The 24,043-nt window shown below is 64.2% G+C and carries 20 protein-coding genes; 13 read left to right on the forward strand and 7 right to left on the reverse strand.

The window, feature by feature from the left end; genetic code table 11:
• Positions 1–23: 23 nt before the first annotated feature.
• Positions 24–2,231, reverse strand: coding sequence for a transglycosylase domain-containing protein (locus IVB27_RS05810; RefSeq protein ID WP_247442075.1), 2,208 nt, complete (start codon positions 2,229–2,231; stop codon positions 24–26).
• 168 nt (positions 2,232–2,399) lie between these two features.
• On the opposite strand from IVB27_RS05810, the gene IVB27_RS05815 reads away from it, so the two are divergent.
• Positions 2,400–2,825: a DUF1330 domain-containing protein gene (locus IVB27_RS05815; RefSeq protein WP_247442077.1), complete on the forward strand. Its 426-nt coding sequence runs from the start codon at positions 2,400–2,402 to the stop codon at positions 2,823–2,825.
• A gap of 119 nt (positions 2,826–2,944) precedes the next feature.
• Here IVB27_RS05815 and IVB27_RS05820 read toward each other — a convergent pair whose 3' ends face one another.
• From IVB27_RS05820 to IVB27_RS05830, 3 genes are all read right to left on the reverse strand, one after another.
• Positions 2,945–4,171, reverse strand: a complete 1,227-nt coding sequence (locus IVB27_RS05820; protein WP_247442079.1) for an ABC transporter substrate-binding protein — start codon at positions 4,169–4,171, stop codon at positions 2,945–2,947.
• Positions 4,172–4,404: 233 nt separating this feature from the next.
• Positions 4,405–5,646 (reverse strand): ABC transporter substrate-binding protein, encoded by a 1,242-nt coding sequence (locus IVB27_RS05825; RefSeq protein WP_247442081.1) that lies wholly within the window; start codon positions 5,644–5,646, stop codon positions 4,405–4,407.
• Positions 5,647–5,795: 149 nt separating this feature from the next.
• Positions 5,796–6,158, reverse strand: coding sequence for a DUF1304 domain-containing protein (locus IVB27_RS05830; protein ID WP_247442083.1), 363 nt, complete (start codon positions 6,156–6,158; stop codon positions 5,796–5,798).
• Positions 6,159–6,250: 92 nt separating this feature from the next.
• On the opposite strand from IVB27_RS05830, the gene IVB27_RS05835 reads away from it, so the two are divergent.
• Positions 6,251–6,781, forward strand: coding sequence for a methylated-DNA--[protein]-cysteine S-methyltransferase (locus tag IVB27_RS05835; RefSeq protein WP_247351658.1), 531 nt, complete (start codon positions 6,251–6,253; stop codon positions 6,779–6,781).
• Positions 6,782–6,798: 17 nt separating this feature from the next.
• Here the strand turns inward: IVB27_RS05835 and IVB27_RS05840 are convergent, their stop codons facing one another.
• The gene (locus IVB27_RS05840) at positions 6,799–7,167 is read right to left on the reverse strand and encodes a nuclear transport factor 2 family protein (protein ID WP_247442084.1); all 369 of its coding nucleotides are present in this window, start codon (positions 7,165–7,167) and stop codon (positions 6,799–6,801) included.
• A 184-nt stretch (positions 7,168–7,351) separates the two neighbouring features.
• On the opposite strand from IVB27_RS05840, the gene IVB27_RS05845 reads away from it, so the two are divergent.
• Entirely contained in the window at positions 7,352–8,254 is a 903-nt protein-coding gene (locus tag IVB27_RS05845; protein WP_247442086.1) for a LysR substrate-binding domain-containing protein, read from the forward strand.
• A gap of 29 nt (positions 8,255–8,283) precedes the next feature.
• Here IVB27_RS05845 and IVB27_RS05850 read toward each other — a convergent pair whose 3' ends face one another.
• Positions 8,284–11,073: a [protein-PII] uridylyltransferase gene (locus tag IVB27_RS05850; RefSeq protein WP_247351662.1), complete on the reverse strand. Its 2,790-nt coding sequence runs from the start codon at positions 11,071–11,073 to the stop codon at positions 8,284–8,286.
• 188 nt (positions 11,074–11,261) lie between these two features.
• On the opposite strand from IVB27_RS05850, the gene IVB27_RS05855 reads away from it, so the two are divergent.
• From IVB27_RS05855 to IVB27_RS05875, 5 genes are all read left to right on the forward strand, one after another.
• Entirely contained in the window at positions 11,262–12,233 is a 972-nt protein-coding gene (locus IVB27_RS05855) for an aliphatic sulfonate ABC transporter substrate-binding protein (protein ID WP_247442088.1), read from the forward strand.
• 208 nt (positions 12,234–12,441) lie between these two features.
• Entirely contained in the window at positions 12,442–13,287 is an 846-nt protein-coding gene (locus IVB27_RS05860) for an ABC transporter permease (RefSeq protein ID WP_247351664.1), read from the forward strand.
• 4 nt (positions 13,288–13,291) lie between these two features.
• Positions 13,292–14,077, forward strand: a complete 786-nt coding sequence (locus IVB27_RS05865) for an ABC transporter ATP-binding protein (RefSeq protein WP_247351665.1) — start codon at positions 13,292–13,294, stop codon at positions 14,075–14,077.
• A 54-nt stretch (positions 14,078–14,131) separates the two neighbouring features.
• Positions 14,132–14,641, forward strand: coding sequence for an OsmC family protein (locus tag IVB27_RS05870; RefSeq protein ID WP_247442090.1), 510 nt, complete (start codon positions 14,132–14,134; stop codon positions 14,639–14,641).
• A 61-nt stretch (positions 14,642–14,702) separates the two neighbouring features.
• A complete protein-coding gene (locus IVB27_RS05875; RefSeq protein WP_247442092.1) occupies positions 14,703–15,500 on the forward strand; it encodes a hypothetical protein in 798 nt (265 codons plus the stop codon).
• 108 nt (positions 15,501–15,608) lie between these two features.
• Here the strand turns inward: IVB27_RS05875 and mutS are convergent, their stop codons facing one another.
• Positions 15,609–18,344, reverse strand: a complete 2,736-nt coding sequence (gene mutS, locus IVB27_RS05880; RefSeq protein ID WP_247442094.1) for a DNA mismatch repair protein MutS — start codon at positions 18,342–18,344, stop codon at positions 15,609–15,611.
• 216 nt (positions 18,345–18,560) lie between these two features.
• Between mutS and pcaF the strand changes: the two genes are divergently transcribed.
• From pcaF to IVB27_RS05905, 5 genes are all read left to right on the forward strand, one after another.
• Positions 18,561–19,769, forward strand: a complete 1,209-nt coding sequence (gene pcaF / locus IVB27_RS05885; protein WP_247442096.1) for a 3-oxoadipyl-CoA thiolase — start codon at positions 18,561–18,563, stop codon at positions 19,767–19,769.
• A gap of 54 nt (positions 19,770–19,823) precedes the next feature.
• The gene (locus tag IVB27_RS05890; RefSeq protein ID WP_247442098.1) at positions 19,824–20,714 is read left to right on the forward strand and encodes a dioxygenase family protein; all 891 of its coding nucleotides are present in this window, start codon (positions 19,824–19,826) and stop codon (positions 20,712–20,714) included.
• A gap of 96 nt (positions 20,715–20,810) precedes the next feature.
• Complete coding sequence (gene pcaH, locus IVB27_RS05895; protein WP_247442101.1) at positions 20,811–21,512, forward strand: protocatechuate 3,4-dioxygenase subunit beta; 702 nt, start codon at positions 20,811–20,813, stop codon at positions 21,510–21,512.
• Positions 21,513–22,103 (forward strand): protocatechuate 3,4-dioxygenase subunit alpha, encoded by a 591-nt coding sequence (gene pcaG / locus IVB27_RS05900; protein WP_247442103.1) that lies wholly within the window; start codon positions 21,513–21,515, stop codon positions 22,101–22,103.
• Between the two features lie 209 nt (positions 22,104–22,312).
• Positions 22,313–24,004, forward strand: coding sequence for a methyl-accepting chemotaxis protein (locus tag IVB27_RS05905; protein WP_247442105.1), 1,692 nt, complete (start codon positions 22,313–22,315; stop codon positions 24,002–24,004).
• Positions 24,005–24,043 lie beyond the last annotated feature (39 nt).

The raw sequence follows: 24,043 nt of genomic DNA on the forward strand, positions 1-24,043 counted from the left end.
GTGACAAGGACCTCAGGCCGAGGCTACCGATTGCCGCCGAACAGTCGGTCCATCAGCCAGCCGTCGAGCCCTGCGGCTGCTTCCGGCCGCGCATTGGCGCGCGTGGGGGGCGGGCGATAGCTGCCGTTGCTGGCCGGTGCGGGCGCTGCCGCTGTTGGCGGCGACACCTGCGACGTCGCCTGCGCGAGGTTCGACAAGCCCCAGGTCGCTTGCGAATTCGGCAAGGCTGCCACCGGCACGCCCTCATGCGCCGTCTTCATGAAGCGCGACCAGACTTCCACCGGCAGGCCGCCGCCGGTCGCCTTCTTGGTCGGCGAGTTGTCGTCATTGCCCAGCCATACGCCGGTGACGAGGTTGGCGGTGTAGCCGATGAACCAGGCGTCGCGGTAATCCTGGCTGGTGCCGGTCTTGCCTGCTGCCGGCCAGCCCGGGATTTCTGCTTTCTTGGCGGTGCCGCTGATCAGCGTTTCCCGCATCATCGAGTTCATCATGCCGACATAGCGGGGGTCGATGACCTGACTACGCTCGTCCGTCTGGCGCATGTAGAGCAGCTTGCCACCGAGCGTCCTGATCCGCGTGACGACATGCGGCGTCACCGCCAGGCCGCCATTGGCGAATGGCGCATAGGCGCCGACCAGCTCGACCACCGAGACCTCGGAGGTGCCGAGTGCGATCGAGGCGTTGGGCTCAAGTTTCGAGGAGATGCCGAGCCGGTGCGCGGTGCGCACTACGTTCTTCGGCCCGACCTCGAGGCCGAGGCGGATGGCGACCGTGTTGAGTGACATCGCGAGCGCCTGCGTCAGCGTCACCGCGCCGAAATATTCATGCGTGTAGTTCTCAGGTCTCCAGCCCTTGACCTCGATCGGTGCGTCCTGGCGGACCGTGTCGGGCGTCAGCCCCTGCTCGAGCGCGGTGAGGTACACGAACGGCTTGAACGAGGAGCCCGGCTGCCGCTTGGCGGTGACCGCGCGGTTGTACTGGCTCTCGGAATAGTTCCGCCCGCCAACCATGGCGCGCACGGCGCCGTCAGGCGTCATCGCCACCAGCGCGCCCTGGCTGACATTGAACTTCACGCTCTTGGCCGCGAGCTCGTCGATGATGGCGGCTTCGGCCACGCTCTGAAGCTTTGGGTCGATCGTGGTCTCGACCTTGATGCTCTCGTCGATCTGGCCGACCAGATCGTCCAGCACCTCGCCGATCCAGTCGGCGACGTAATTGACCGTGCCGGCGCCGACCGGCTTCACATTGTAGGAGGGATGGCCGATCGAAGCCTGCGCCTGCGCATCGGTGATGAATTTGGCATCCGCCATCGCCGTGAGCACGATTTTCGCGCGCGCTTCCGCGCCCTCGGGGTTGCGGTTCGGCGCGAGCCGCGATGGCGATTTGACGAGGCCTGCCAGCATCGCGGCTTCCGCGACGGTGACGTTCTTGGCCGACTTGCCGAAATACCGCTGCGCGGCGGCCTCGACGCCATAGGCGCCGGAGCCGAAATAGACGCGGTTGAGATAGAGCTCCAAGATCTCGTTCTTGGAATGCTTGCGCTCCAGCCAGATCGCGAGCTCCGCTTCCTGCAGTTTGCGCTGCATGGTGCGCTCCTGGGTCAGGAACAGGTTTTTCGCCAGTTGCTGCGTCAGCGTCGAGCCGCCCTGCGACACGCCGCGATGCATGACGTTGGTGACGAGCGCGCGCAGGATGCCTACGGGATCAATGCCGAAATGCGAATAGAAGCGGCGGTCCTCGATGGCGATGAACGCCTTGGGCAGATATTGCGGCAGATCCTTCAGCGAGACGTTGGCGCCGGCCATCTCGCCGCGCTGCGCCAGCATGCTGCCGTCGATGCCGACGATCTGGATCGTCGGCGGCCGCTTGGGGATTTCCAGCGACTGGATCGGCGGCAGATGGGCGCCGACATAGATCACGACGCCGACCACGGCGATCGCGCCCCACAGGCCCAGCACCGCGCCCCAATAGACCAGGCGGCCGAGACCAGCGCCGATGCGCGACTTCGATCGCCGCTTGGCACTGCCGCGGCCGGCCGGGGCCTTCCGCTCGCGCGGCGACTCGTCGCCGGTATCGTCGCTCTTGCGCTTGGCGGATGATTTCGTTGATTTCTTCGGCTTGTCATCGCCGCCGGGGACGCGGTCCGCTGCGGTCAGGCGCAGGTCGGCGAGCGCCGCGGGCAAGCCGAACAACGGCTCCTTCCGCCCACCCTTTTTCTTTCCCAACCCCATACGCAAAACGCCCGGTCAGCCCGCCCCGCCGCACGCTAGCGGCCGCTGTTTAAGGCCCGGTTACCCGGACGTTAACGCGCGATTAGGAGGTGCGGCATTCGCCGGCCGCAGTTCCGTTGGTCGGACGGCAGAGCTAGGATCGCCGGCCTGAAACAAGAGGGAGCTCAGATGGGCCACATCGATCCGACCAAGGAGATTTTCGCGCAATTCCGGGACAATGACCGCCCCGGCCCGATCCACATGCTGAACCTGGTGCGCTTGCGCAAAGAGGCGGCCTATCCGGATGGCCGCAAGGCGAGCGGCGCGGAAGCCTATGCGGCCTACGGCCGCGAAAGCGGCCCGGTGTTCGAGCGCCTCGGTGGCCGCATTATCTGGCAAGGCAAATTCGAACTGATGCTGATCGGCCCCGAGGCCGAGCGCTGGGACCATTGCTTCATCGCGGAGTATCCGAGCGTCTCAGCCTTCGTCGAGATGATCCGCGATCCCGTCTACCGCGAAGCGGTGAAGCACAGGCAGGCCGCGGTGGAGGATTCACGGCTCATTCGGCACGCGGTGCTGCCCGTGGGAAAGAATTTTGGCGAGATGCCGACCTGAGTGGCGTGGGCGGACTCCCTTCCCCAGCGTCGTGGCCGGGCTTGGCCCGACCACGACGCCTTACCTGCGTGCTCCAAGAAGGTGGATGGCCGGGAGGTTGAAGCAATTCCAGCCGAGAACTAACCCGCCGGACCCGCATCCTCCAGGATCGGTCCGAACAGTTCCCAGCGCTCGCCGTTGAACTTCATCATCTGAAGCTGCTTGTTGACGCGGTAGTCGGTGGCCGAGGTGTTGGCCTTGATGCCCGGCAGCGCGATGTCGCTGGCGACGTCCTTCAGTGAAGCGGCCTGCTTCATGACGTTCTCGCGCGTCAGATCGTCACCGCACTGCTTCAGCACATGGACCAACAGCTGAGCGGTGCCGTAGCCGTAGGTGTTGAAGTTCGAGTCCTTGTCGCCGTCCGGATAGTACTTGGCCATGAAGTCGAAATACTTCTTCATGCCGGAATCGTCCTTCCATTTCGGGTCGAGCGGTTCCTTGCCGTAGTTGACGCTGATCAGGCCCTTGGCGGCATCGAGGCCGGCCGGCTTCAGCACCGCGCCGACCGAAGTGGCGTTGATGTCGACGATCTGCACCGGATGCCAGCCCATCTCGGCGATCTTCTTGATCGCCTGCGCCGCCTGCTTCGGCGTGGTGGCGCTGAAGAACAGGTCGGCGCCGGCGTCCTTGATCTTGAGGACCTGCGAGTCGACCGTGGGATCGGAAACTTCGTAGGACGCTTCGGTCACGATCATCTTGGCGGCCTTGTCGCCTAGACCGGCCTTGATGCCGTTCAGATAGTCCTTGCCGAGGTCGTCGTTTTGATAGAGCACGCCGATCTTGGCGTTCGGATATTCCTTCAGGATGTACTGTCCGTAAATGCGGCCTTCGACGAAGTAGTTTGGATTGTAGCCCATCGTCCAGGGAAAGTTCTTCGGATCGGTGAACCGCGAGGCGCCGGTCGCCGCGAACAGCTGCGGCACCTTCTTGGAATTGAGATATTTCTGCACGGCTGCGTTCACGGGCGTGCCGATGATCTGGAAGGTCAGGAGCACCTCGTCGCTTTCGACGAGCTTGCGAATCTGCTCCACGGCTTTCGGCGGCGAATAGGCGTCGTCATACTGGATCAGATTGATCTTGCGGCCGTTGATGCCGCCCTGGTCGTTGATCATCTTGAAATAGGCAGCCTGGGTCTTGCCGATCGACGAATAGGCCGACGCCGGTCCCGAAAACGGCATCGTCTGGCCGACCTTGATCTCGGTGTCACTGGCGCCCGGATCATATTTTTTCTGGGCATTGGCCGCAGAGACCGACAGCGCCAAAGTCAGCGCCGTTGCCGTGGCCAGATGCAGAATTCCGTTCCTCATTCGCAATTTCCTCGGTTTGTTATTGCAGGTGATCGATCCTGCTGGATGTCACCGCTGAGGGCGAGTGTGGATGAGGCGTTGCTGCAACGCAAGGTGGGCCGCGCCAGCAGTTCGTAGGGGCGCTAAAGTATGCGCACCACTTTATCTGCGCACTCCGCCCTCCCCCCTTGCGGGGCGCCGCAAGGGGGGAGGGAGCGAGAGAGCGCGTGCTGTCGCCTGAGCGACGAGTCGATCTAACCCGCCGTGCCGTTGTCCTCGATGATCGGTCCGAACAGCTCCCAGCGTTCGCCGTTGAACTTCATCATCTGCATCTGCTTGTTGACGCGGTAGTCGTTCGGCCCGGTGTTGATCTTGATGCCGGGCAGCGCGAAGCTGGGCGTGAAGTCCTTGATGTTGGCGACCTGCCTCATGACGTTCTCGCGTGACAGGTCGTCGCCGCACTGCTTCAGCACTTGCGTCAGTAGTTCGGCCACCGAGTAGGCGTAGGTGTTGACGGTGTTGAGCTTGTCGCCTTCAGGGAAATACTTGTCCATGAAGGCGAAGAATGCCTTCACGCCCGGATCGTCCTTCCACTGCGGATCGCTGGGCTCCTTGCCGTATTGGGTCGAGATGATGCCCTTGGAGATATCGAGGCCGGCCGGCTTCAGCGTCGCCGAGATCGGGCTCGCATTGATGTCGAGAATGTGCACCGGCGTCCAGCCGAGCTCCGCGACCTTCTTGATGGCCTGCGCCGCGAACTTCGGAGTCGAGGCATCGTACAAGAGATCGGCGCCGAGCGATTTCAGCTTGACCACTTGGGAGTCCACGGTCGGGTCGGTCACCTCGTAGGACACCTCGCCGATGATCATGCCGGCGGCCTTGTCACCGAGCCCGCTCTTCAGGCCCGCAAGATAGTCGCGGCCCATGTCGTCGTTCTGGTAGAGCACGCCGATCTTGGCATTCGGATGTTCCTTGAGAATGTACTTTGCGTAGATGCGTCCCTCGGACACGTAGTTGGGATTGTAGGCGATGGTCCAGGGATAGTTCTGGGGATCGTTGAAGCGCGCGGCGCCGGTGGAGGCCAGCAGCTGCGGGATCTTCTTGCCGTTGAGATATTTTTGCACGGCGGCGTTCGCCGCGGTGCCGATGATCTGGAAGGTGAAGAGCACCTCGTCGCCTTCGACGAGCTTGCGCACCTGCTCGACGGTCTTCGGCGGCGAATAGGCGTCGTCATACTGGATCAGATTGATCTTGCGGCCGTTGATGCCGCCCTGATCGTTGATCATCTTGAAATAGGCGGCCTGGGTCTTGCCGATATTGGCGTAGACGGAATAGGCGCCGGAGAACGGCACGGTCTGGCCGATCTTGATTTCGGTATCGGTCGCGCCCGTGTCGTATTTCTTCTGGGCGTGGGCCTGATTTACGAAGGCCTGGCTGACGGAGAACGCGAAGGCGAGCGCGGCCGTGGTCGTTATGAGGGCTCTGCGATTGGTCATATCGGGTCGTTCCTCCTGACGGAATTTTCGGCCGATGGTCTTTTTCCGTTGATTGCAACGGTCGCCATCGCTGCCGAAGATTGTGGAGGAACGTTCGCCGCCGCGCAAGGATCGCGGCGCTGTGCCGAAGCGTCTCAGGCCAGCGGGCTTTAGGCGAGGAACAGCGCCACCAGCGCGATCGCGGCCGGCAGCGCCTGCACCATGAGGATGCGCGTGCTGACGGTCGCCGCGCCATAAGCGCCGGCCAGGATCACGCAGAGCAGGAAGAACGCCTTGATCTGGAACGCGAAAGCCGAATTGCCGTGCACCAGACCCCAGACCAGGCCGGCGGCCAGGAAACCGTTATAGAGCCCCTGGTTCGCAGCCAGCACCTTTGTGATCGCTGCCTTCTCCGGCGTGTTGCGGAAGACCTTCAAGCCTAGCGGCTTGTCCCAGAGAAACATCTCCAAAATCAGGAAGTAAGCGTGCAGTGCGGCAACCAGCGCCACCAGAATATTCGCGATCAGGATCAAGTTGAGCTCCCCCAAGCGTCAGCTTTCGGGTGGACGTTAGCACGGCCGGCGTGGCAAGTGCGATGGCGTGTTTCGATGCAATGGTGCCGCAAATGCCCGCGCGACCGACCACACTGTCTGTAAGCTTCGGCCTCGATCGTCTGGCGACGCCGATCGGGATCGCCCTGCTGGTCACCGACGCCGCGGGCGCCTTGCGCGCGCTCGACTGGGAAGACTACGAGCACCGCATGCGCGACCTGTTGCGCCTGCATTACGGTGCGGTGGAGCTGAGTGACCAGCCTGCGCCGCCGGAGATGCGGACTGCACTGACGGGCTATTTCGAAGGCGATTTCGGCCAGCTCTCAGGCATCGCATGGCGCGTCGCCGGCACGCCGTTCCAGCAGAAGGTCTGGAACGCGCTTGCGAACATTCCTGCCGGCACCACGATGAGTTACGGCGCGCTCGCCGCCGGGATCGACATGCCCAAAGCCATTCGCGCCGTCGGCCATGCCAACGGCTCCAACCCGATCAGCGTTGTGCTGCCGTGTCATCGCCTGATCGGCGCAAATGGTTCGCTGGTGAAGTATGGCGGCGGCCTCGAGCGCAAGCGCTGGCTGCTGCGGCACGAGGGGGTGGAGGTCTGAGAGTGCAACCAAATCCATCAGATTTTCGACGTCATCACTTTCTGCGCGATTTTCCAGGTGCCGTTCACCTTTAAGCATGACAACAGGTCCGTGAAGGAACGCGGCGGAATCTGAAATTTCACCTTCAAGAGCGCGAGCTCCCTTTCAACATCGATTGACAGGATCTGATCATCTCGCTCGAAGCCCTGTTGCTTCGGAGCTTTCATGTTGCGAACCGCTGCCAGCCAGGTCGCAATCGGCGTCACGCCCACGTTGCCGTCCTCGGCGACCTTCGTCACTGAACTCGAGGGGTGAAATATGGATGCAAATTTCTCGGCATCCATTTCATAGGCAGCATCGAAATAGGTCTGCGCAAGGGAGCGCAGGGCGGGAATGTCCATATCCATTTGTCATCCTCAAGGCTTTTACACCGAACTCATTCGTGCGGATCGGCCAACTGCGCCGAGCGTCAACCAACCCTCATGTGCGGAAAAGTACTGCAGTTCGTCTTCTTGCTCGCTCAAGCTACGGCAGGGTAGCTTATGAGACTAGACGTATTGTACGGCATGGGCTTGTGAGCGATATTCATAAATGATGACCAACGAAATGAACGAACTCGCTGCGTTTGCAATCGTGGCCGGTGAACGAAGCTTCACACGCGCTGCGATAAAGCTAGGTGTGTCTCAGTCTGCCTTGAGCCACACAATAAGGAGGCTTGAGCAGCGGCTTGAGCTGCAGCTGCTCGCTCGAACAACCAAGAGCGTTGCGCCGACCGCTGCGGGGGCGGCTCTTCTGGAAGACTTGTCTCCGGCACTTGAGCAAATTCGTCATGCCCTCGACAAAGCCCGAAGCGTTCGACGCCGACCCGAAGGTCGGCTTCGAATCGTAATGTCACGATCAGCTGCCGTGATGGTATTGTTACCGCGGCTCCGAGCTTTCGCTGAGGCCTACCCTGACATCGTTCTGGACGTTGTCACCGTCACTGGCCCCGTGGACCTTGTTGCAGGCGAGTTCGATGCCGGTATTCAGCTTGGCGAGTACATTCAAAAGGACATGATCGCGGTTCGTGTCACGCCCGAATTGCGATTGGCGGTAGTCGGGTCGCCAAGCTATTTCGCTTCACGACACATCCCCAAAAAGCCAAAGGATCTCAACGATCATCGGTGCATTACCCTGCGTCTTGCGGGCGGTCCATATCGATGGGAGTTTGAGCAGGGACGAAAGTCGGTCACGATCAACGTCAGCGGCCCGCTCATCATTGACGATACTCATCTGGTGATTCAGGCGGCGCTCGCTGGAGTTGGTGTCGGGCTCGCCTATGAAGATCAGGTCGCCGAGTATGTTGCGAAGCGCCGCCTTGTTCGCGTGCTGGAGGATTGGACGCCGCCAATTCCCGGCTTCTTCATGTATTACCCCAGTCGTCAGCATCAACCAGTCGCGCTGTCTGCACTGGTGAACGCGCTACGACTCTCTGGACAAAACGCGGCGCGATGATGGAAAGGCTCAGAGTCCGTTTGGGAAAGTCAAGCCGCGGGCTGAGCCGCCTTGTCGCCGGCCATCACGTGGATCAGCGCGCTCTTGATCGCGGCCTGGCGTGTCGGCGCGCTGATCTGCGCGCCCAGGAGGTCGGTGACGTAGAACACGTCGCGGGCACGCTCGCCGAAGGTCGCGACATGGGCAGACGCAATGTTGAGATTGAGCTTCGAGATCGCGGTGGTCAGCTCATAGAGCAGGCCGGGACGGTCGAGGCCTGACATCTCGATCACCGTGTAGCGGTCGGACCATTGGTTGTTGATGGTCACTTCCGGCTCGACCACGAACGGGCGCGCCTTGCTGCGCACGGTGCGCCGCGCCACCACTTCCGGCAGGCGCAGCTTGCCTTCCAGCACGTCCTCGATCATCTCGCCGATGCGGGTCGCGCGGCGTCCCTCGTCCTCGTCACGGTCGTATTCCCGCGAGATCGAGATGGTATCGAGCGCGCGTCCGTCGGTCGTGGTGTAGATCTGGGCATCGACGATGTTGGCGCCGGCCGAGGCGCAGGCGCCGGCGATGATCGAGAGCAGCCAGGGATGGTCGGCGGCGAAGATCGTCAGCTCTGTGACGCCGCGCACCTCGTCGAAGCCGACATTGATCGCGAGCTTGTGGCCGGCCTGCTCGCTGGAGCGGACGAAGCGGGCGTGGCGGATTTTTCGCGGCAGCTCGACCTTGAGCCAATAGGCTGGATAGTGCCGGCCGATATAGGCATCGAGCTCCTCCGCCGGCCACTCGGCAAAGGCCATGCGGAATTCGGCGTAGGCGGCCGAGAGGCGTTTTCCCCGGTCGACTTCCGAGAAGCCGCCCGTCAGCACCGGCTCGGTCTCGTAGTATAGCGAGCGCAGCAGCTGCGCCTTCCAGCCGTTCCACACGCCCGGACCGACGCCGCGGATATCGGCGGTGGTCAGGATCGTCAGCAGCTTCATCTGCTCGACCGACTGCACCACGGCGGCGAAATTCTCGATGGTCTTGCGGTCGGAGAGGTCGCGCGACTGCGCGACCGTCGACATCGTCAGATGCTCCTCGATCAGCCAGGCCACGAGCTCGGTGTCGGCCGCGCTGAAGCCGAGCCGCGGGCACAGCCGTCGCGCCACCTTGGCGCCGGCGATCGAGTGATCCTCGGGCCGACCCTTGGCGATGTCGTGCAGCAGCGTCACGATATAGATCACGGCCCGGTGCTCAGGCCGGATCTTGCGCATCAGGTCGCTTGCAAGCGTGAATTCGTCGAGGCCGCCGCGCTCGATGTCCTGGAGGAAGCCGACGCAGCGGATCAGATGTTCGTCGACGGTGTAGTGATGATACATGTTGAACTGCATCATCGAGACGATCTTGCCGAAGGCGCGGATGAAATGACCGAGCACGCCGGTCTCGTTCATCCGCCGCAGCACGATCTCCGCGTTGTCGGACGTCAGGATCTCCATGAACAGCCGGTTGGCTTCGGGATTCTCGCGCATCTGCGCGTTGATCAGGCCGAGCGAGCGCGTCACGTCGCGCATCGCGTCCGGGTGGAAGGCGAGGTTGTTCTTCTGCGCAAGGCGGAAGATGCGGATCAAATTGACCGGATCGTGCTTGAACACGTCGGGCGCGGCAACGTTGATGCGGTTGTTGTCGACGATGAAGTCGTCGCTGTCAGGCACGCGCCGCTTCACCGGAGTGGGGCGCAGCCGCGCCATCATCCGGCTCAGCACCGGCGCGGGCTTGGCCTGCTGGTCCTCAAGCTTGGCGCAGAGGATGGCGGTGAGGTTGCCGACTTCCTTGGCGACCAGGAAGTAGTGCTTCATGAAGCGTTCGACATCCTGCATGCCGGGATGCGAGGTATAGCCGAGCCGGACCGCGATCTCGCGCTGGAGATCGAACGACAGCCGCTCCTCTGGCCGTCCCGAATAGAAATGCAGGTTGCAGCGTACCGACCAGAGGAAGTCGGCGCAGCGGCGGAAGGTGCGGTATTCCTGCGCGTCGAATACGCCGCGCTCGACCAGCTCGTTGGTGTCGCGCACGCGGTAGACGTATTTGGCGATCCAGAACAGCGTGTGCAGGTCGCGGAGTGCGCCCTTGCCGTCCTTGACGTTGGGCTCGACCAGATAGCGCGACTGGCCGCCGCGGCGATGCCGCTCCTCGCGCTCGGCGAGCTTTGCGGTGACGAATTCGGACGCGGTGCCTTGAACGACTTCCTTGTCGAAGCGGGCGACCAGTTCTTCATAGAGCGGCTTGTCGCCGGTCAGGAAGCGCGTCTCCAGGATCGCGGTGCGGATGGTCATGTCGCCACGCGCCTGCCGGATCGACTCGTCGACCGAGCGCGTGGCGTGACCGACCTTCAGCCCCATGTCCCACAGGCAGTAGAGGATGGCTTCGGCGACCTGCTCGCCCCAGGCTGTCTGCTTGTAGGGCAGGATGAACAAGAGATCGATGTCGGACTCGGGGGCCATCAGGCCGCGGCCATAGCCCCCGGTCGCCACCACTGCCATGCGCTCGGCGCCGCTTGGGATCGGCGAGCGGTAGAGGTGGCGGGTCGCGGCCGAATACAGGATGCGGATGATCTCGTCCTGCACGTGGCACAGCCGCTCGGCGCAGCGCCGGCCGTGCCGGTCCTTCAGCAAGATCGTTTGTGCCGCGGCGCGCGCCGAGATCAGCTCGGCCTTGAGCAGTTGCGCCATGGCCGTGCGGAATGCGTCCTCACGTCCCTGGTGTCTCTCGGCGAGCGCATCGACCGCGGCGGTGATCCGCGCGGTGTCGAAGCGATCGTCCACCTCGGCCTTGTGCTCAGTTGCGACGCTGTCCATGTCTCACCGGATATAAGAGGCCGCAGGCGCTGTCACCCGCCATTCTCTGGCAATAGTCGTTCCATGCTGGAAAGGTACGATTTTGGGCAAAACTGTTCTCGGCCGGCGCACTTTCAAGGGGCGGATTTTCTCGTTGACCTCTAGATATAACTCATTGAAAAACAATGAAGTTTTGGAGGAGGCTGGGCATGACTGGGATTACACGACGCATACTGTTGGCCGGAGCGGTGGCTCTTGCTGTGAGCCCCGCGGCGCGGGCGGCGGATCCGCTCAAGGAAATCCGTATCGACTGGGCGACCTATAATCCCGTGTCGATGGTCCTGAAGCAGAAGGGCCTCCTGGAGAAGGAGTTCGCCAAGGACGGCATCACCGTCACCTGGGTGCAGTCGGCGGGTTCGAACAAGGCGCTCGAATTCCTCAATGCCGGCTCGATCGATTTCGGCTCGACCGCCGGCTCGGCGGCGCTGGTCGCCCGCATCAACGGCAACCCGATCAAATCGATCTACGTCTATTCGCGTCCCGAATGGACGGCGCTGGTGACATCAAAGGATTCCAAGATAGCAACCGTTACGGACCTCAAGGGCAAACGTGTCGCGGTGACGCGCGGTACAGATCCGCACATCTTCCTGGTGCGCGCGCTGCTTGGCGCAGGCCTCACCGAAAAAGACATCACGCCGGTGCTGCTCCAGCATGCTGACGGCAAGACCGCGCTGATCCGCGGCGACGTCGATGCGTGGGCCGGGCTCGATCCGATGATGGCGCAGGCCGAAGTCGAGGAGGGCGCAAAACTGTTCTACCGCAACGCCGACGCCAATACCTGGGGCATCCTCAATGTGCGCGAGCAGTTCTTGAAGGACTATCCGGATGCCGCCCGCCGCGTGCTCGCGGTGTACGAAGAGGCGCGCAAATATTCGCTGGCCAATTACGACGAGCTGAAGAAGACCTTCATCGCCGTGACCAAGCTGCCGGAGCCTGTCGTCGACAAGCAGCTCAAGGAGCGCACCGAGCTCACCCACAGCCGCATCGGCGCGCCGCAGCGCGAGTCGATCCTCGCCGCGGGCCTCGCCCTGCAACAGGCCGGCGTCGTCGACTCCAAGGTCGACGTGAAGGCGACGCTGGACGCGCTGATCGACGACCAGATCCCGCTGCCGACGAATTGAGATGCTCTTTCCCTCCCCCTTGTGGGGAGGGTGCCTCGCGAAGCGAGGCGGGTGAGGGTATCTTTCCTCACGATCGGTATTGCGAGCGGAGAGAACCGCTCATCCGGCACTTCGCGCCACCTTCTCCGGCAAGGAGAGAAGGGAAAAGCAGCGGAGGGCGCGGCAATAGTAGTGTTGCTTTCCCCGACCAGACGCGCTTCCTACGGCCATGATCTCCGACGCGCCAGCCCTGCAACAAACCTCGGAACCGGCCGAGAGCGCCGCCGCGCCGTCGCGCATCTTGCGTTATGCACGGCCGATGCTGGGTGTGTTGTTGCCGCTGATCCTCGCGCTCGGCTGGGAACTTGTGGTCTGGTTTGGCTGGTCCAACGGCCGGCTGGTGCCGCCCCCCTCGCGCGTCTTTGCCACCATCGCTGATCTCGCCCGCTCCGGCGAGCTGATCCGTCACATCGCCGCGACGCTGTGGCGCGTCGGTCTTGGCTTTGCGTTCGGCGTGGTCGCGGGCACGCTGCTCGGGGCTATCTCCGGGTATTGGTCGCTGGCGCGCCGGCTGCTCGATCCGACCGTTCAGGCGCTGCGCGCGATCCCCTCGCTGGCCTGGGTGCCGCTGTTCATCCTTTGGCTCGGCATCTTCGAGACTTCGAAGATCGTGCTGATCGCGGTCGGCGTGTTCTTCCCGGTCTATCTCGGCGTGATGGGCGCGATCCTCATCGTCGATCGAAAAATCGTCGAGGTCGGCCGCACCTTCCGTCTCTCCGGCCCCGCCATGATCCGCCGCATTCTGCTGCCCGCGGTGCTGCCGGCCTATATCGTGTCCTTGCGCGTCGGTCTCGGCCTGGGCTGGATGTTCGTGGTGGCGGCCGAGTTGATCGGCGCCTCCGAAGGCCTCGGCTATCTCCTGCTCGACGGCCAGCAGCTTGGCAAGCCCGCGCAGATCCTCGCCGCCATCGTGATCTTCGCGATCCTCGGCAAGCTCACGGATTGGCTGATCGAGGTCGCGGCCGCGCCCTTCCTGCGCTGGCAGGATGCCTTCGGCCGCACGAAGGGAGCGTAACGCGATGCTGGCGCTCGAACGGGTCAGCAAGACCTATCCCAACGGCGTGCAGGCGCTGGCGCGCTTTTCGGCGGAAATCAAGCAAGGCGAGATCGTCGCCATCATCGGCGGCTCGGGTTGCGGCAAGTCCACGCTGCTGCGCGCCATCGCCGGCCTCGACCGCACGAGTTCCGGTACCGTGACGCTCGACAGCGAGGCGATCGCCTCGCCGCATGCCAAGATCGGCATCATCTTCCAGGAGCCGCGGCTGCTGCCCTGGCTCAGTGTCGCCGACAATATCGGCTTTGGTCTTGCCGATGCGCCCGCGACTGAGCGGCGTGAAAAGGTGGCGCGCGCGCTCGAGCGTGTCGGGCTCGCCGACAAGGCGCAGGCCTGGCCGCGCGAGCTTTCGGGCGGGCAGGCACAGCGTGTCGCGATCGCACGCGCGCTGGTGCCTCAGCCCGAGGTGCTCTTGCTCGACGAGCCGTTCTCGGCGCTCGACGCCTTCACCCGCAGGGATCTCCAGGATCATCTGCTCGATCTTTGGGCCGATACGCGGCCGACGCTCATCCTCGTCACGCATGACGTCGACGAGGCCGTGGTGCTGGCTGACCGCGTGCTGGTGATGCGGCCGCGGCCGGGCCGGCTGTTCGACCAGATCGAGATCAATCTGGGCCGGCCGCGCGACCGCAATTCGCCGCTGTTCGAGAATTTCAAGCGAAGTGTGCTGACGTCACTCGACCGTTCGCTCGACCGGAGTGTGCCCGACCGTGACGCAATGCAGGGTCCCGGTCAGGCCATGTGGTGGTGACAATTCGCCTCCGAGCCGGTACATCGGCAGGCGTATTTTCCGGGAGAGAACAAGATGGACGCCGCAGAACTGCGCCAGATGCAGGCCCCGATCAAGGAACGCTACAAGACCGATCCCAAGACCGCGATGATCACGCTGAAGGCCAAGGGCTCGACGGATGGCGATGGCATCGCCTGCAAGGTCGAGACCGGCCGCGCCATCGCAATGGCCGGCCTGCATCCCGCGACCGGCGGTTCCGGCCTGGAGCTCTGCTCCGGCGACATGCTGCTCGAGGCGCTGGTCGCCTGCGCCGGCGTCACGCTGAAATCGGTCGCGACCGCGGTCGAGATCCCGCTGAAGACCGGCAACGTTTACGCCGAGGGCGATCTCGATTTCCGCGGGACGCTCGGCGTCGACAAGGAGACCCCGGTCGGCTTCGCCGAGATCCGCCTGCGCTTCGAGGTCGACACCGATGCGCCGCAGGACAAGCTCGACCTGCTGCTCAAGCTCACCGAGCGCTATTGCGTGGTCTATCAGACCATCAAGAACGGCCCGAAAGTCTCGGTGTCGATGCAGCGAATGTAATCAACAAGTGTCGTCCTGGCCTTGTGCGCAATTGCGCACAAGGACGGAATGACAGAAAAAAATGTCCCTCGACCTCCACTTCATTCTCTTCCTTCTCCTGCGCATGGCGATCGCGGCGGCGTTCGTCGTGACGGCCTCCGTTATCACCGAGCGCTCGGGCCCGGTGATCGGAGCGCTGGTGGCGACCCTGCCGATCTCGGCCGGTCCCTCCTACGTCTACCTCGCGCTCGACCACGATGCCGCTTTCATCGCGCAGGGCGCGCTGTCGAGCCTGCCGGTCAATGCTGCCACGATCTTCATGTGCCTCATTTATGTCGTGCTGTCGCAACGGCACAGTCTTCTGGTGAGTTGCGGAAGCGCTGTCGCGGTCTGGATCGTGCTGGCCTCGATCATCCGCCAGTTCGACTGGCCGCTCGCCGCCGGGCTCGTCGCCAATCTGATCGCGTTCAGCATCTGCATTCCGCTACTCGCGGGCTATCGCCATGTGAAAATGCCGCTGGTGACGCGCCGCTGGTATGACGTGCCGATGCGCGCTTTGCTGGTTGCGACCCTCGTCGCCATCGTGGTCTCGACGTCGGGCTGGGTCGGCCCCAGGATCAGCGGCATCATCGCGCTGTACCCGGTCGTGTTCTCCAGCATCATGGTGATCCTGCATCCGCGCATCGGGGGGCCGCCGACCGCCGCCGTGCTCGCCAATTCCGCCTGGGGCTTGCTCGGATTCGGCATGGCGATCGCCGTGCTGCACGTCGGCGCCGCCAATTTCGGCTCCGCGATCGGCCTCAGCATGGGGCTCGCCACCTGCGTGGTTTGGAATCTGACGCTGTGGTGGACCGGGCGAAGGAAGCGATTGGCGCACTAGCCTCGTCATTGCGAGGAGCGAAGCGACGAAGCAATCCAGACTGCCGCCACAGAGGGATGCTGGATTGCTCCGCTCCGCTCGCAATGAAGGTTGCGGAAGGACCGTTCGCTACTTCGGCAGTTTCGCTTTCAACGCATACAGCGCATCGAGCGCTTCGCGCGGCGACATCTCGTCCGGGTGCAGGGCCTTCACGGCCTCCATCAGCAGGTCGGCTTCGCTCGGCGGCGCAGCTTCCGCCGCGGCGCGCGAGGGCACCGCGAACAGCGGCAAATCGTCGGCGAGCGCGCGCGCGGTCTGGCCGCGGTCCTGGGCTTCCAGCTTTGCGAGTACCGATTTCGCGCGCGTGATCACGGCGGGCGGCAGGCCAGCCAGCTTCGCCACCTGGATGCCGTAGGAGCGATCGGCCGAGCCCGGCAGCACCTCGTGCAGGAACACGACATTGCCCTGCCACTCCTTCACGCGCACGGTGGCGTTGAACATGCGCGGCAGTCTTGCCGATAGCGCGGTCAGCTCGTGATAATGCGTGGCGAACAGCGTGCGGCAGCGGTTGCTCTCGTGCAGATGCTCGATCGCGGCCCAGGCGATCGAGAGACCGTCGAAGGTCGCTGTACCGCGGCCGATCTCGTCGAGGATCACGAGCGCGCGCTCGCCGGCCTGGTTCAGGATCGCAGCGGTCTCGACCATCTCCACCATGAAGGTGGAACGGCCGCGGGCGAGATCGTCGGCGGCGCCGACGCGGGAGAACAGGCGGTCGATAATGCCGATCCGCGCGCGCGTCGCCGGCACGAAACTTCCGATTTGAGCAAGAAGAGCAATCAACGCGTTCTGGCGCAGGAAGGTCGACTTGCCGGCCATGTTGGGACCGGTGAGCAACCAGAGCTGGCCGGACTTTTGCGCAGGTCCCGGCGACAGGTCGCAGGCATTTGCGATGAACGGCTCGCCATTACGCTTCAGGGCCTGCTCGACCACGGGGTGACGGCCGGCCTCGATCGCAAAGCCGAGAGACGAGTCCACCTCGGGCCGCACATAGTTCTCGTCGATCGCCAGCTTGGCCAGCGACGTCGCGACGTCGAGCAGCGCAAAGGCGTGAGCGGCGGCACGCAGATCCTCGCTGATGTCGAGCGCCTTGGCGCAGAGCTGTTCGAAAATCTCGAGCTCGAGGCCGAGCGCACGATCGCCGGCATTGGCGATCTTGGCTTCGATCTCCCCCAATTCAGAGGTGGTGAAGCGCACCTGGCCCGCCAGTGTCTGGCGGTGGATGAAGGTCGCGTTCAGCGGCGGCGACATCAGCTTGTCGCCGTGCTGCGCGGTCACCTCGACGAAATAGCCGAGCACATTGTTGTGCCGGATCTTCAGGCCCTTGACGCCCGTGCTGTCGGCGTAGCGCGCCTGCATCGAAGCCACCACCAGGCGCGAGGCGTCGCGCAGGTTTCGTGTTTCGTCCAGCGCAGGCTCGTAGCCCTGGCGAACGAAGCCGCCGTCGCGCTTGATCAGCGGCAGTTGATCGTCGAGCGCCTTGGCGAATTCCGCCGCGAGCTCGCGCGATGGCCTTTGCAGCGCCGCCATCACCGCGGCGATCTCCGGCGGCGGCTGATCGAGCTCGCCGAGCCGCGTCAGCACCTGGTCGGCGGCGATGATGCCGTCGCGCAGGCCGGCGAGATCGCGCGGGCCGCCGCGGCCAACCGACAGACGGGCCAGCGCCCGCGACATGTCGGGCGCACCGCGCAGAATGCTGCGGATGTCCTCGCGCGCGGCAGAGTCGGCAACGAAGCTGCCGACCGCATCGAGCCGCCGCGCGATCGCCGCCGCATCGGTCAGCGGCGCGGCCAGCCGCTGCGCCAACAGTCGCGACCCCGCCGAGGTCACCGTGCAGTCGATCGCGTCGAGCAGCGAGCCGCGGCGTTCGCCCGCCAGCGTCCGCGTCAGTTCGAGATTGGCGCGCGTCGCCGGATCGATCGCCATCGTCGCACCCGAGGCCTCGCGCGCGGGCGGCGACAGCGGGGGGTGCTTGCCGACCTGGGTGCGGTCGACATAGGTGACGGCCGCGGCCGCGGCGGTGGCTTCGAGACGCGAGAGCTGCGCCAGTCCGTCCATGGTCGCGACGGCAAAATAATCGCACAGCCGTTTCTCGGCGGTGGCGCCGTCGAAGACGTCACGGGTCAGCGGCGTCACCGCCGGCAGCTCGCGCAGGGTCTGTCCGAGCTCGCTGTCGTTGTAGAGCGCGTCGGTGACGATCACCTCGTTCGGATTGATGCGCGCCAGTGTCGCGGTGAGCTCTCCGCCCGAACACTCCGTCACCATGAATTCGGCGGTCGAGATGTCGATCCAGGCGAGGCCAAAGCGGTCACCGCCCGCCGATGAGCGGGCGCGCGCGAGCGCAATCAGATAGTTATTGGCGCGCGCGTCGAGCAGCGTGTCCTCGGTCAGCGTGCCCGGCGTGACCAGGCGCACCACGCCGCGGCGCACGACGCTCTTGTTGCCGCGCGCCTTGGCGGCGGCGGGATCCTCGGTCTGTTCGCACACCGCCACCCGGTGCCCCGCGATGATCAGCCGGTGCAGATAATCCTCGGAGCGCTCGACCGGCACGCCGCACATCGGGATATCGGCGCCCTGATGCTTGCCGCGCTTGGTCAGCACGATGCCGAGTGTCCTGGAGGCGATCTCGGCGTCCTCGAAGAACAGCTCGTAAAAGTCGCCCATCCGGTAGAACAGCAGCAAGCCCTGATGGGCCGCCTTGATTTCAAGGTATTGTTCCATCATCGGCGTGACGCGCGCGGCAGCTTCCGCCTGCGGCGCGGGCGCTTCGTCGGGGGGCGGTACAGGGATCGGTTGTTGCATTGTCATGGGCGGCGCAACCTACAAAATTTCGCCACGCGCTCCTATCGCTTTGGCCGGCGCGGGGAGGTTTTCCACGTTGTCCGCACCGCGGCATGCGCTGCTGGCGTACGCACCCCTCGGAACACGCGCGTATCAGTCAATTGACCTGCCGCGGGCGCCCTCCTAAAACTCCGTCGACATTGAAGAATTTAGGCCCGATCGCGGCATTCAGGGAGAACAACGATGCGTGACGTCTTTATCTGCGATGCCGTGCGGACCCCGATCGGCCGTTTCGGCGGCTCCCTCGCCAAAGTGCGTGCCGACGACCTTGCGGCTGCCCCGATCAAGGCGCTGATGGCCAAGCACCCCAATCTCGACTGGGCACAGGTTGACGAGGTCTTCTTCGGCTGCGCCAACCAGGCCGGCGAGGACAACCGCAACGTTGCACGCATGGCGCTCCTGCTTGCGGGCCTGCCGGATTCAGTTCCCGGCCAAACCCTGAACCGGCTCTGTGCCTCCGGCCTCGATGCGGTCGGTGCCGCCGGCCGCGCCATCCGTTCCGGCGAGATCGAGCTCGCGATTGCCGGCGGCGTCGAATCCATGACGCGCGCGCCCTTCGTGATGGGCAAAGCGCAGGAAGCCTTCTCGCGCTCTGCCGATATCTTCGACACCACGATCGGTTGGCGCTTCATCAATCCGCTGCTGAAGGCGCAGTATGGCGTCGATGCCATGCCGGAGACCGGCGAGAACGTTGCGGAAGAATTCCAGGTGTCGCGCGCCGATCAGGATGCTTTCGCGATCCGCTCGCAGCAGCGCGCCGGTGCGGCGATTGCCGCCGGCTATTTCGCCGAAGAAATCACCCCGATCACCATTCCCGGCGGCAAGGCCGGCCCCGTTACCGTCGACAAGGACGAGCATCCGCGCCCCGAGACTACGCTCGAAGCCCTCGCCAAGCTGAGGCCGATCGTACGCAATCCCGGCACGGTGACCGCGGGCAATGCCTCCGGCGTCAATGACGGCGCCGCCGCGATGATCTTGGCATCCGAAGCCGCCGTGAAAAAGCATGGCCTGACGCCGCGTGCCCGCATCCTCGGGCTTGCGTCGGCCGGCGTGCCGCCGCGCATCATGGGCATCGGCCCTGTGCCCGCGACCCGCAAGCTGATGGAGCGCCTCGGCAAGAAGATCAGTGATTTCGACCTGATCGAGCTCAACGAAGCCTTCGCCTCGCAGGGCATCGCCTGCATGCGCCAGCTCGGCGTTGCCGACGACGCCGATTTCGTCAATCCGCATGGCGGCGCGATCGCGCTCGGTCATCCCCTCGGCATGAGCGGCGCGCGCCTTGCGCTCACCGCCGTGCACGGCATGGAAAAGCGCGGCGGCAAGCTCGCGCTTGCCACCATGTGCGTCGGCGTCGGCCAGGGTGTGGCTGTCGCGATCGAGAAGTTGAACTAAGCTCTCTTCTCTCTCCCCGCTTTCGGGAGAGAGAAATTTTAGGGATCCGCTTCCATGATCATTGCGGGTGAGCAGGACGTCACGGCCGCGTCCCTGGCGGTGATGGAGCGGACGTCCGATCCGCGGCTGCGCCAGATCATGGTCTCCCTGGTCAAGCATCTGCACGGCTTCGTCCGCGACGTTCGTCTGACCGAGAAGGAATTCCGTGACGCCACGGCTGTTATCGCCGAGCTCGGCAAGCTCTCGACCGACACGCATAATGAGGTCGTGCTGATGGCGGGCTCGCTCGGCGTCTCGCCGCTGGTGTGCCTGCTGAACAATGGCGATCAGGGCAACACGGAAACCGACCAGTCGCTGCTCGGACCGTTCTGGCGGTTGAACTCGCCGCGGATGGAGAATGGCGGATCGATCGTCCGCTCCGAGACGCCGGGCGCGCCGCTGTTCGTCAACGGCCGCGTCGTGGACAAGGACGGCCGTCCCGTCGCCGGCGCCGAGGTCGACGTCTGGCACGCGTCGCCCGTTGGGCTCTATGAAAACCAGGACCCCGAGCAGGCCGACATGAATCTGCGCAAGTTTACGACCGACCAGGACGGAGGCTTCTCTTTCCGCTCCGTGATGATGGTCGGCTATCCCATTCCGACCGATGGCGTGGTCGGCCGTCTCCTGGAGGCGCAGAGCCGGCATCCCTATCGTCCCGCGCACCTGCATGCCCTGGTCTTCAAGCCCGGCTTCGAGGTGCTGATCTCGCAGGTCTACGATCCCGCCGATCCGCATATCGACAGCGACGTGCAGTTCGGCGTGACGAAGGCGCTGATAGGCAAGTTCCTGCGTCATGACGCGCCACACCCGACAGAGCGCGATGTCGCGACGCCCTGGTATTCGCTCGATCATGTCTACCGGCTCGAAGCCGGCGAGGCAGTGCTGCCGCGTCCGCCGATCAAATAGGGCTCAAAGCCGCTTCCCCCAATTAGTTATATCCTATAATGATTGGCGGAAGCGTTGACCGGTCGGACCGAAAAAGGGCCGGGGAGGAGTTTGCCAATGACATTCATCTATCCCGTCGACAGCAACCAGGCGCATCCGCTGCCGCTGTCGCCCGAATACAAGAGCTCGATCAAGCGCGCGCCGAACAAGCCCTTGATCCCGATGCGCCATACGCTGTCGGAGCTGACCGGCCCGGTCTACGGCCATGAGACTGTGCGCGAGGGAGACAGCGACCTCACCACCCAGCACACCGGCGAGCCGCTCGGAGAGCGCATCATCGTGCACGGCCATGTGCGCGACGAGGACGGCCGCGGCGTTCCGAACTCACTGGTCGAGATCTGGCAGGCCAATTCCTGCGGCCGCTACGTTCACGTCCGCGACCAGCATCCGGCCCCGCTCGATCCGAATTTTACGGGCGCCGGCCGCACCGTGAGCGATGCCTCCGGTTATTATCGTTTTGTCACGATCAAGCCTGGCGCGTATCCCTGGGGCAACCACCACAACGCCTGGCGTCCCGCGCACATCCATCTCTCGGTGTTCGGCCATTCCTTCGTCACGCGTCTGGTGACGCAGATGTACTTCCCTGCCGATCCGCTGTTCCCGTTCGATCCGATCTTCAATTCGGTGCCGGACGAGAAGGCGCGGGCGCGGATGGTGTCGTCGTTCGACTTAGAGAATACCCAGCCCGAATGGGCGCTGTGCTACCGCTTTGACATCGTGCTGCGCGGCAAGAACGCCACGCCTATGGAGAACCATTAAGTGCAGGATAATGGGATCACGCCATCGCAGACGGTCGGCCCGTTCTTCAAATATGGCCTGACGCCAAACGGCGACTACGCCTGGAACGATGCGTTCACGAACTCGACGCTGACTCCCGACGTCACCGGCGATCGCGTCCGCATCGAGGGCCGTGTGTTCGACGGCGACGGAGTCGTTGTGCCTGATGCCATGCTGGAGATCTGGCAGGCCGATGCGCAGGGGCGCTTTGCCGATCCGCAGGACAAGCGCGCGCTGCCAAATGCGAGCTTCCGCGGCTTTGCCCGCTGCGGCACCGACAAGGATGGCAACTACGCCTTCGAAACCATCAAGCCAGGCGCGGTGCCCGATCCCGACGGCAAGCCGCAGGCGCCGCATATCCTGCTTGCGGTGTTTGGCCGCGGCATGCTGCGGCATCTCTATACCCGCATCTATTTCGGCGACGAGGCCGGCAACGCCGCCGACCCCGTGCTGGCGCTGGTGCCGGCCGACCGCCGCGCCACGTTGACCGCCGTACGCGAGGCCGGCAAGCCAGTGTACCGGCTCGACCTGCGATTGCAGGGCGACAACGAAACTGTGTTTTTCGACGTGTGACTGAGGTGGCGTCCCGGATCTGCGCTTGCGCCTATCCGGGACGATGGCGGAGGACCGGGCCCAACTTTCGCTGCCCGAAACCGCTCGCTGACGCCGTTTTCCCGTAGTTCTCCGGAGTCCGCGCGATTCAAATTCCGCGCGAAGCAATCCCGTGTTTACCGTAATCCTCTAGGATCCGTTGGATTTGGCGCGGCCCATCGGATTGTTTCATGAAAATTCGCCTTTCGCTTTCTTCCGCAATCATTGCTTTCGGCATCGTCCTCGCCATCGGCTTTACCGCCGTTGTCTCCACCAGCCTCTACGCCCTGCACGAGCTCAAGGTCGGCGGCCCGCTCTATACCGACATCAAGCTCGGCAATGACCTCATCGCGGACATCCTGCCCCCGCCGGAATATGTGATCGAGGCCTATCTCGAGGCTACCCTCGTCATGCGCGAGCCGGACCGGCTGGCGGCGCACGGCGACCGCCTGGTCCAGCTCCGCAAGGATTACGACGAGCGCAAGGCTTTCTGGGTTACCTCCGGCCTCTCGGCCGACCTGAAGACCGCGCTGGTGTCGAAATCCGACGCCGAGGTGCAGAAGTTCTGGAAGCTGTTGTCCGACCAGCTCCTGCCGGCCCTCAAGGCCAAGGACACGGCCGCCTCCGAGCGCGCCTACGCGCAGCTCAAGGATGCCTACACCGCGCATCGCGCCGTCATCGACAGCATTGTCGAGAGTGCCAACAAGCAGAATGCCGAAATGGAGAAGCTGGCCGCGGACCGCGACAGCTCCATGCTTTATATCCTCATGGGCGTTTCCGCCGCCGTTCTGGCATTCATTGCCGCGGGCCTGCTCGGCGTCGCGCTCGGCGTGGTGCGCCCGATCGTGCGCATGACAGGCACGATGCAAAAGCTCGCGACCGGCGATCTCGCCGCCGACATCCCCTTCGCACACCGTCAGGACGAGGTCGGGTCGATGGCGGGCGCCCTGTTGGTGTTCAAGCAGGCGGCAGTCGACAATGCCCGGCTGCGCGAAGAACAGCTGCTGCAGGAGCAGGAGGCGGCGCTGGCCAAGCGTGGTGCCCTGCAACAGATGGCCGATACGGTCGAGCGGGAAACCGGCCGCTCGGTCGATACCGCAAGCGCTGCGACCCAAGGCGTAGAACGGGCGGCCTCCAGCCTGTCCGAGATCGCGCGGTCGTTGTCCACGGAGTCGCAGGCGGTTGCCTCGGCGTCCACCCAGGCCCTGAGCAGCTCGCAAACCGTTTCAGCCGCGGCGGAAGAACTGAGTGCTTCGATCCGTGAGATCGCGACCCAGGTCGCGCGGACCAGCACGGTCACAAAATCGGCGGTCGCCGGTCGTGAACAGGCGCGTTCGACCATCCAGGCGCTGGCCGGTTCGGTCAAGAAAATCGCCGAGGTCTCCGATCTCATCGGCGGCATCGCCGGTCAGACCAACCTCCTGGCACTCAACGCCACGATCGAGGCCGCGCGTGCCGGCGAAGCCGGCCGCGGTTTCGCGGTGGTCGCCGCCGAAGTGAAATCCCTGTCCGACCAGACCGCCAAATCCACCGAGGAGATCACGCGGCTGATTGCCGAGATCCAGGCCTCGACGCAGGCCGCGGTCGATGCCGTCGAAACCATGGGGGGCCACATCCTCGAAATCGACGGAGTTGCCACCTCCGTTGCCGCCGCGATGGAAGAGCAGGACGCCGCGACGCGTGAGATCACGCGCTCGATCTCCGAATCGGCTTCCGCGGCGAAGGAGGTCTCGGCCAAGATCGGCGACGTCAGCCGTGACGCCGCCTCCGTGAACGAGCGCGCCGCCGAGGTCAGACAGGCGATCGCCGGCATGGCGGCCAATCTCGAACAGCTCCGGTCGGTCGTGGTCAGGACCGTGCGCGCCTCGACCGCTGCGGCTTAGGCCGGCATCGGGTTGGCCGCTGGTGCGTGGGGCGTGATC

The organism is Bradyrhizobium sp. 197, assembly GCF_023073375.1.
GTDB lineage: Bacteria > Pseudomonadota > Alphaproteobacteria > Rhizobiales > Xanthobacteraceae > Bradyrhizobium.

Excerpts from the sequence above, each read along its gene's own strand:
- IVB27_RS05810 (WP_247442075.1), bottom strand. The coding sequence starts at position 2,231 with ATGGGGTTGGGAAAGAAAAAGGGTGGGCGGAAGGAGCCGTTGTTCGGC.
- IVB27_RS05815 (WP_247442077.1), top strand. The coding sequence starts at position 2,400 with ATGGGCCACATCGATCCGACCAAGGAGATTTTCGCGCAATTCCGGGAC.
- IVB27_RS05820 (WP_247442079.1), bottom strand. The coding sequence starts at position 4,171 with ATGAGGAACGGAATTCTGCATCTGGCCACGGCAACGGCGCTGACTTTG.
- IVB27_RS05825 (WP_247442081.1), bottom strand. The coding sequence starts at position 5,646 with ATGACCAATCGCAGAGCCCTCATAACGACCACGGCCGCGCTCGCCTTC.
- IVB27_RS05835 (WP_247351658.1), top strand. The coding sequence starts at position 6,251 with ATGCCCGCGCGACCGACCACACTGTCTGTAAGCTTCGGCCTCGATCGT.
- IVB27_RS05840 (WP_247442084.1), bottom strand. The coding sequence starts at position 7,167 with ATGGATATGGACATTCCCGCCCTGCGCTCCCTTGCGCAGACCTATTTC.
- IVB27_RS05845 (WP_247442086.1), top strand. The coding sequence starts at position 7,352 with ATGATGACCAACGAAATGAACGAACTCGCTGCGTTTGCAATCGTGGCC.
- IVB27_RS05850 (WP_247351662.1), bottom strand. The coding sequence starts at position 11,073 with ATGGACAGCGTCGCAACTGAGCACAAGGCCGAGGTGGACGATCGCTTC.
- IVB27_RS05855 (WP_247442088.1), top strand. The coding sequence starts at position 11,262 with ATGACTGGGATTACACGACGCATACTGTTGGCCGGAGCGGTGGCTCTT.
- IVB27_RS05860 (WP_247351664.1), top strand. The coding sequence starts at position 12,442 with ATGATCTCCGACGCGCCAGCCCTGCAACAAACCTCGGAACCGGCCGAG.
- IVB27_RS05865 (WP_247351665.1), top strand. The coding sequence starts at position 13,292 with ATGCTGGCGCTCGAACGGGTCAGCAAGACCTATCCCAACGGCGTGCAG.
- IVB27_RS05870 (WP_247442090.1), top strand. The coding sequence starts at position 14,132 with ATGGACGCCGCAGAACTGCGCCAGATGCAGGCCCCGATCAAGGAACGC.
- IVB27_RS05875 (WP_247442092.1), top strand. The coding sequence starts at position 14,703 with ATGTCCCTCGACCTCCACTTCATTCTCTTCCTTCTCCTGCGCATGGCG.
- mutS (WP_247442094.1), bottom strand. The coding sequence starts at position 18,344 with ATGACAATGCAACAACCGATCCCTGTACCGCCCCCCGACGAAGCGCCC.
- pcaF (WP_247442096.1), top strand. The coding sequence starts at position 18,561 with ATGCGTGACGTCTTTATCTGCGATGCCGTGCGGACCCCGATCGGCCGT.
- IVB27_RS05890 (WP_247442098.1), top strand. The coding sequence starts at position 19,824 with ATGATCATTGCGGGTGAGCAGGACGTCACGGCCGCGTCCCTGGCGGTG.
- pcaH (WP_247442101.1), top strand. The coding sequence starts at position 20,811 with ATGACATTCATCTATCCCGTCGACAGCAACCAGGCGCATCCGCTGCCG.
- IVB27_RS05905 (WP_247442105.1), top strand. The coding sequence starts at position 22,313 with ATGAAAATTCGCCTTTCGCTTTCTTCCGCAATCATTGCTTTCGGCATC.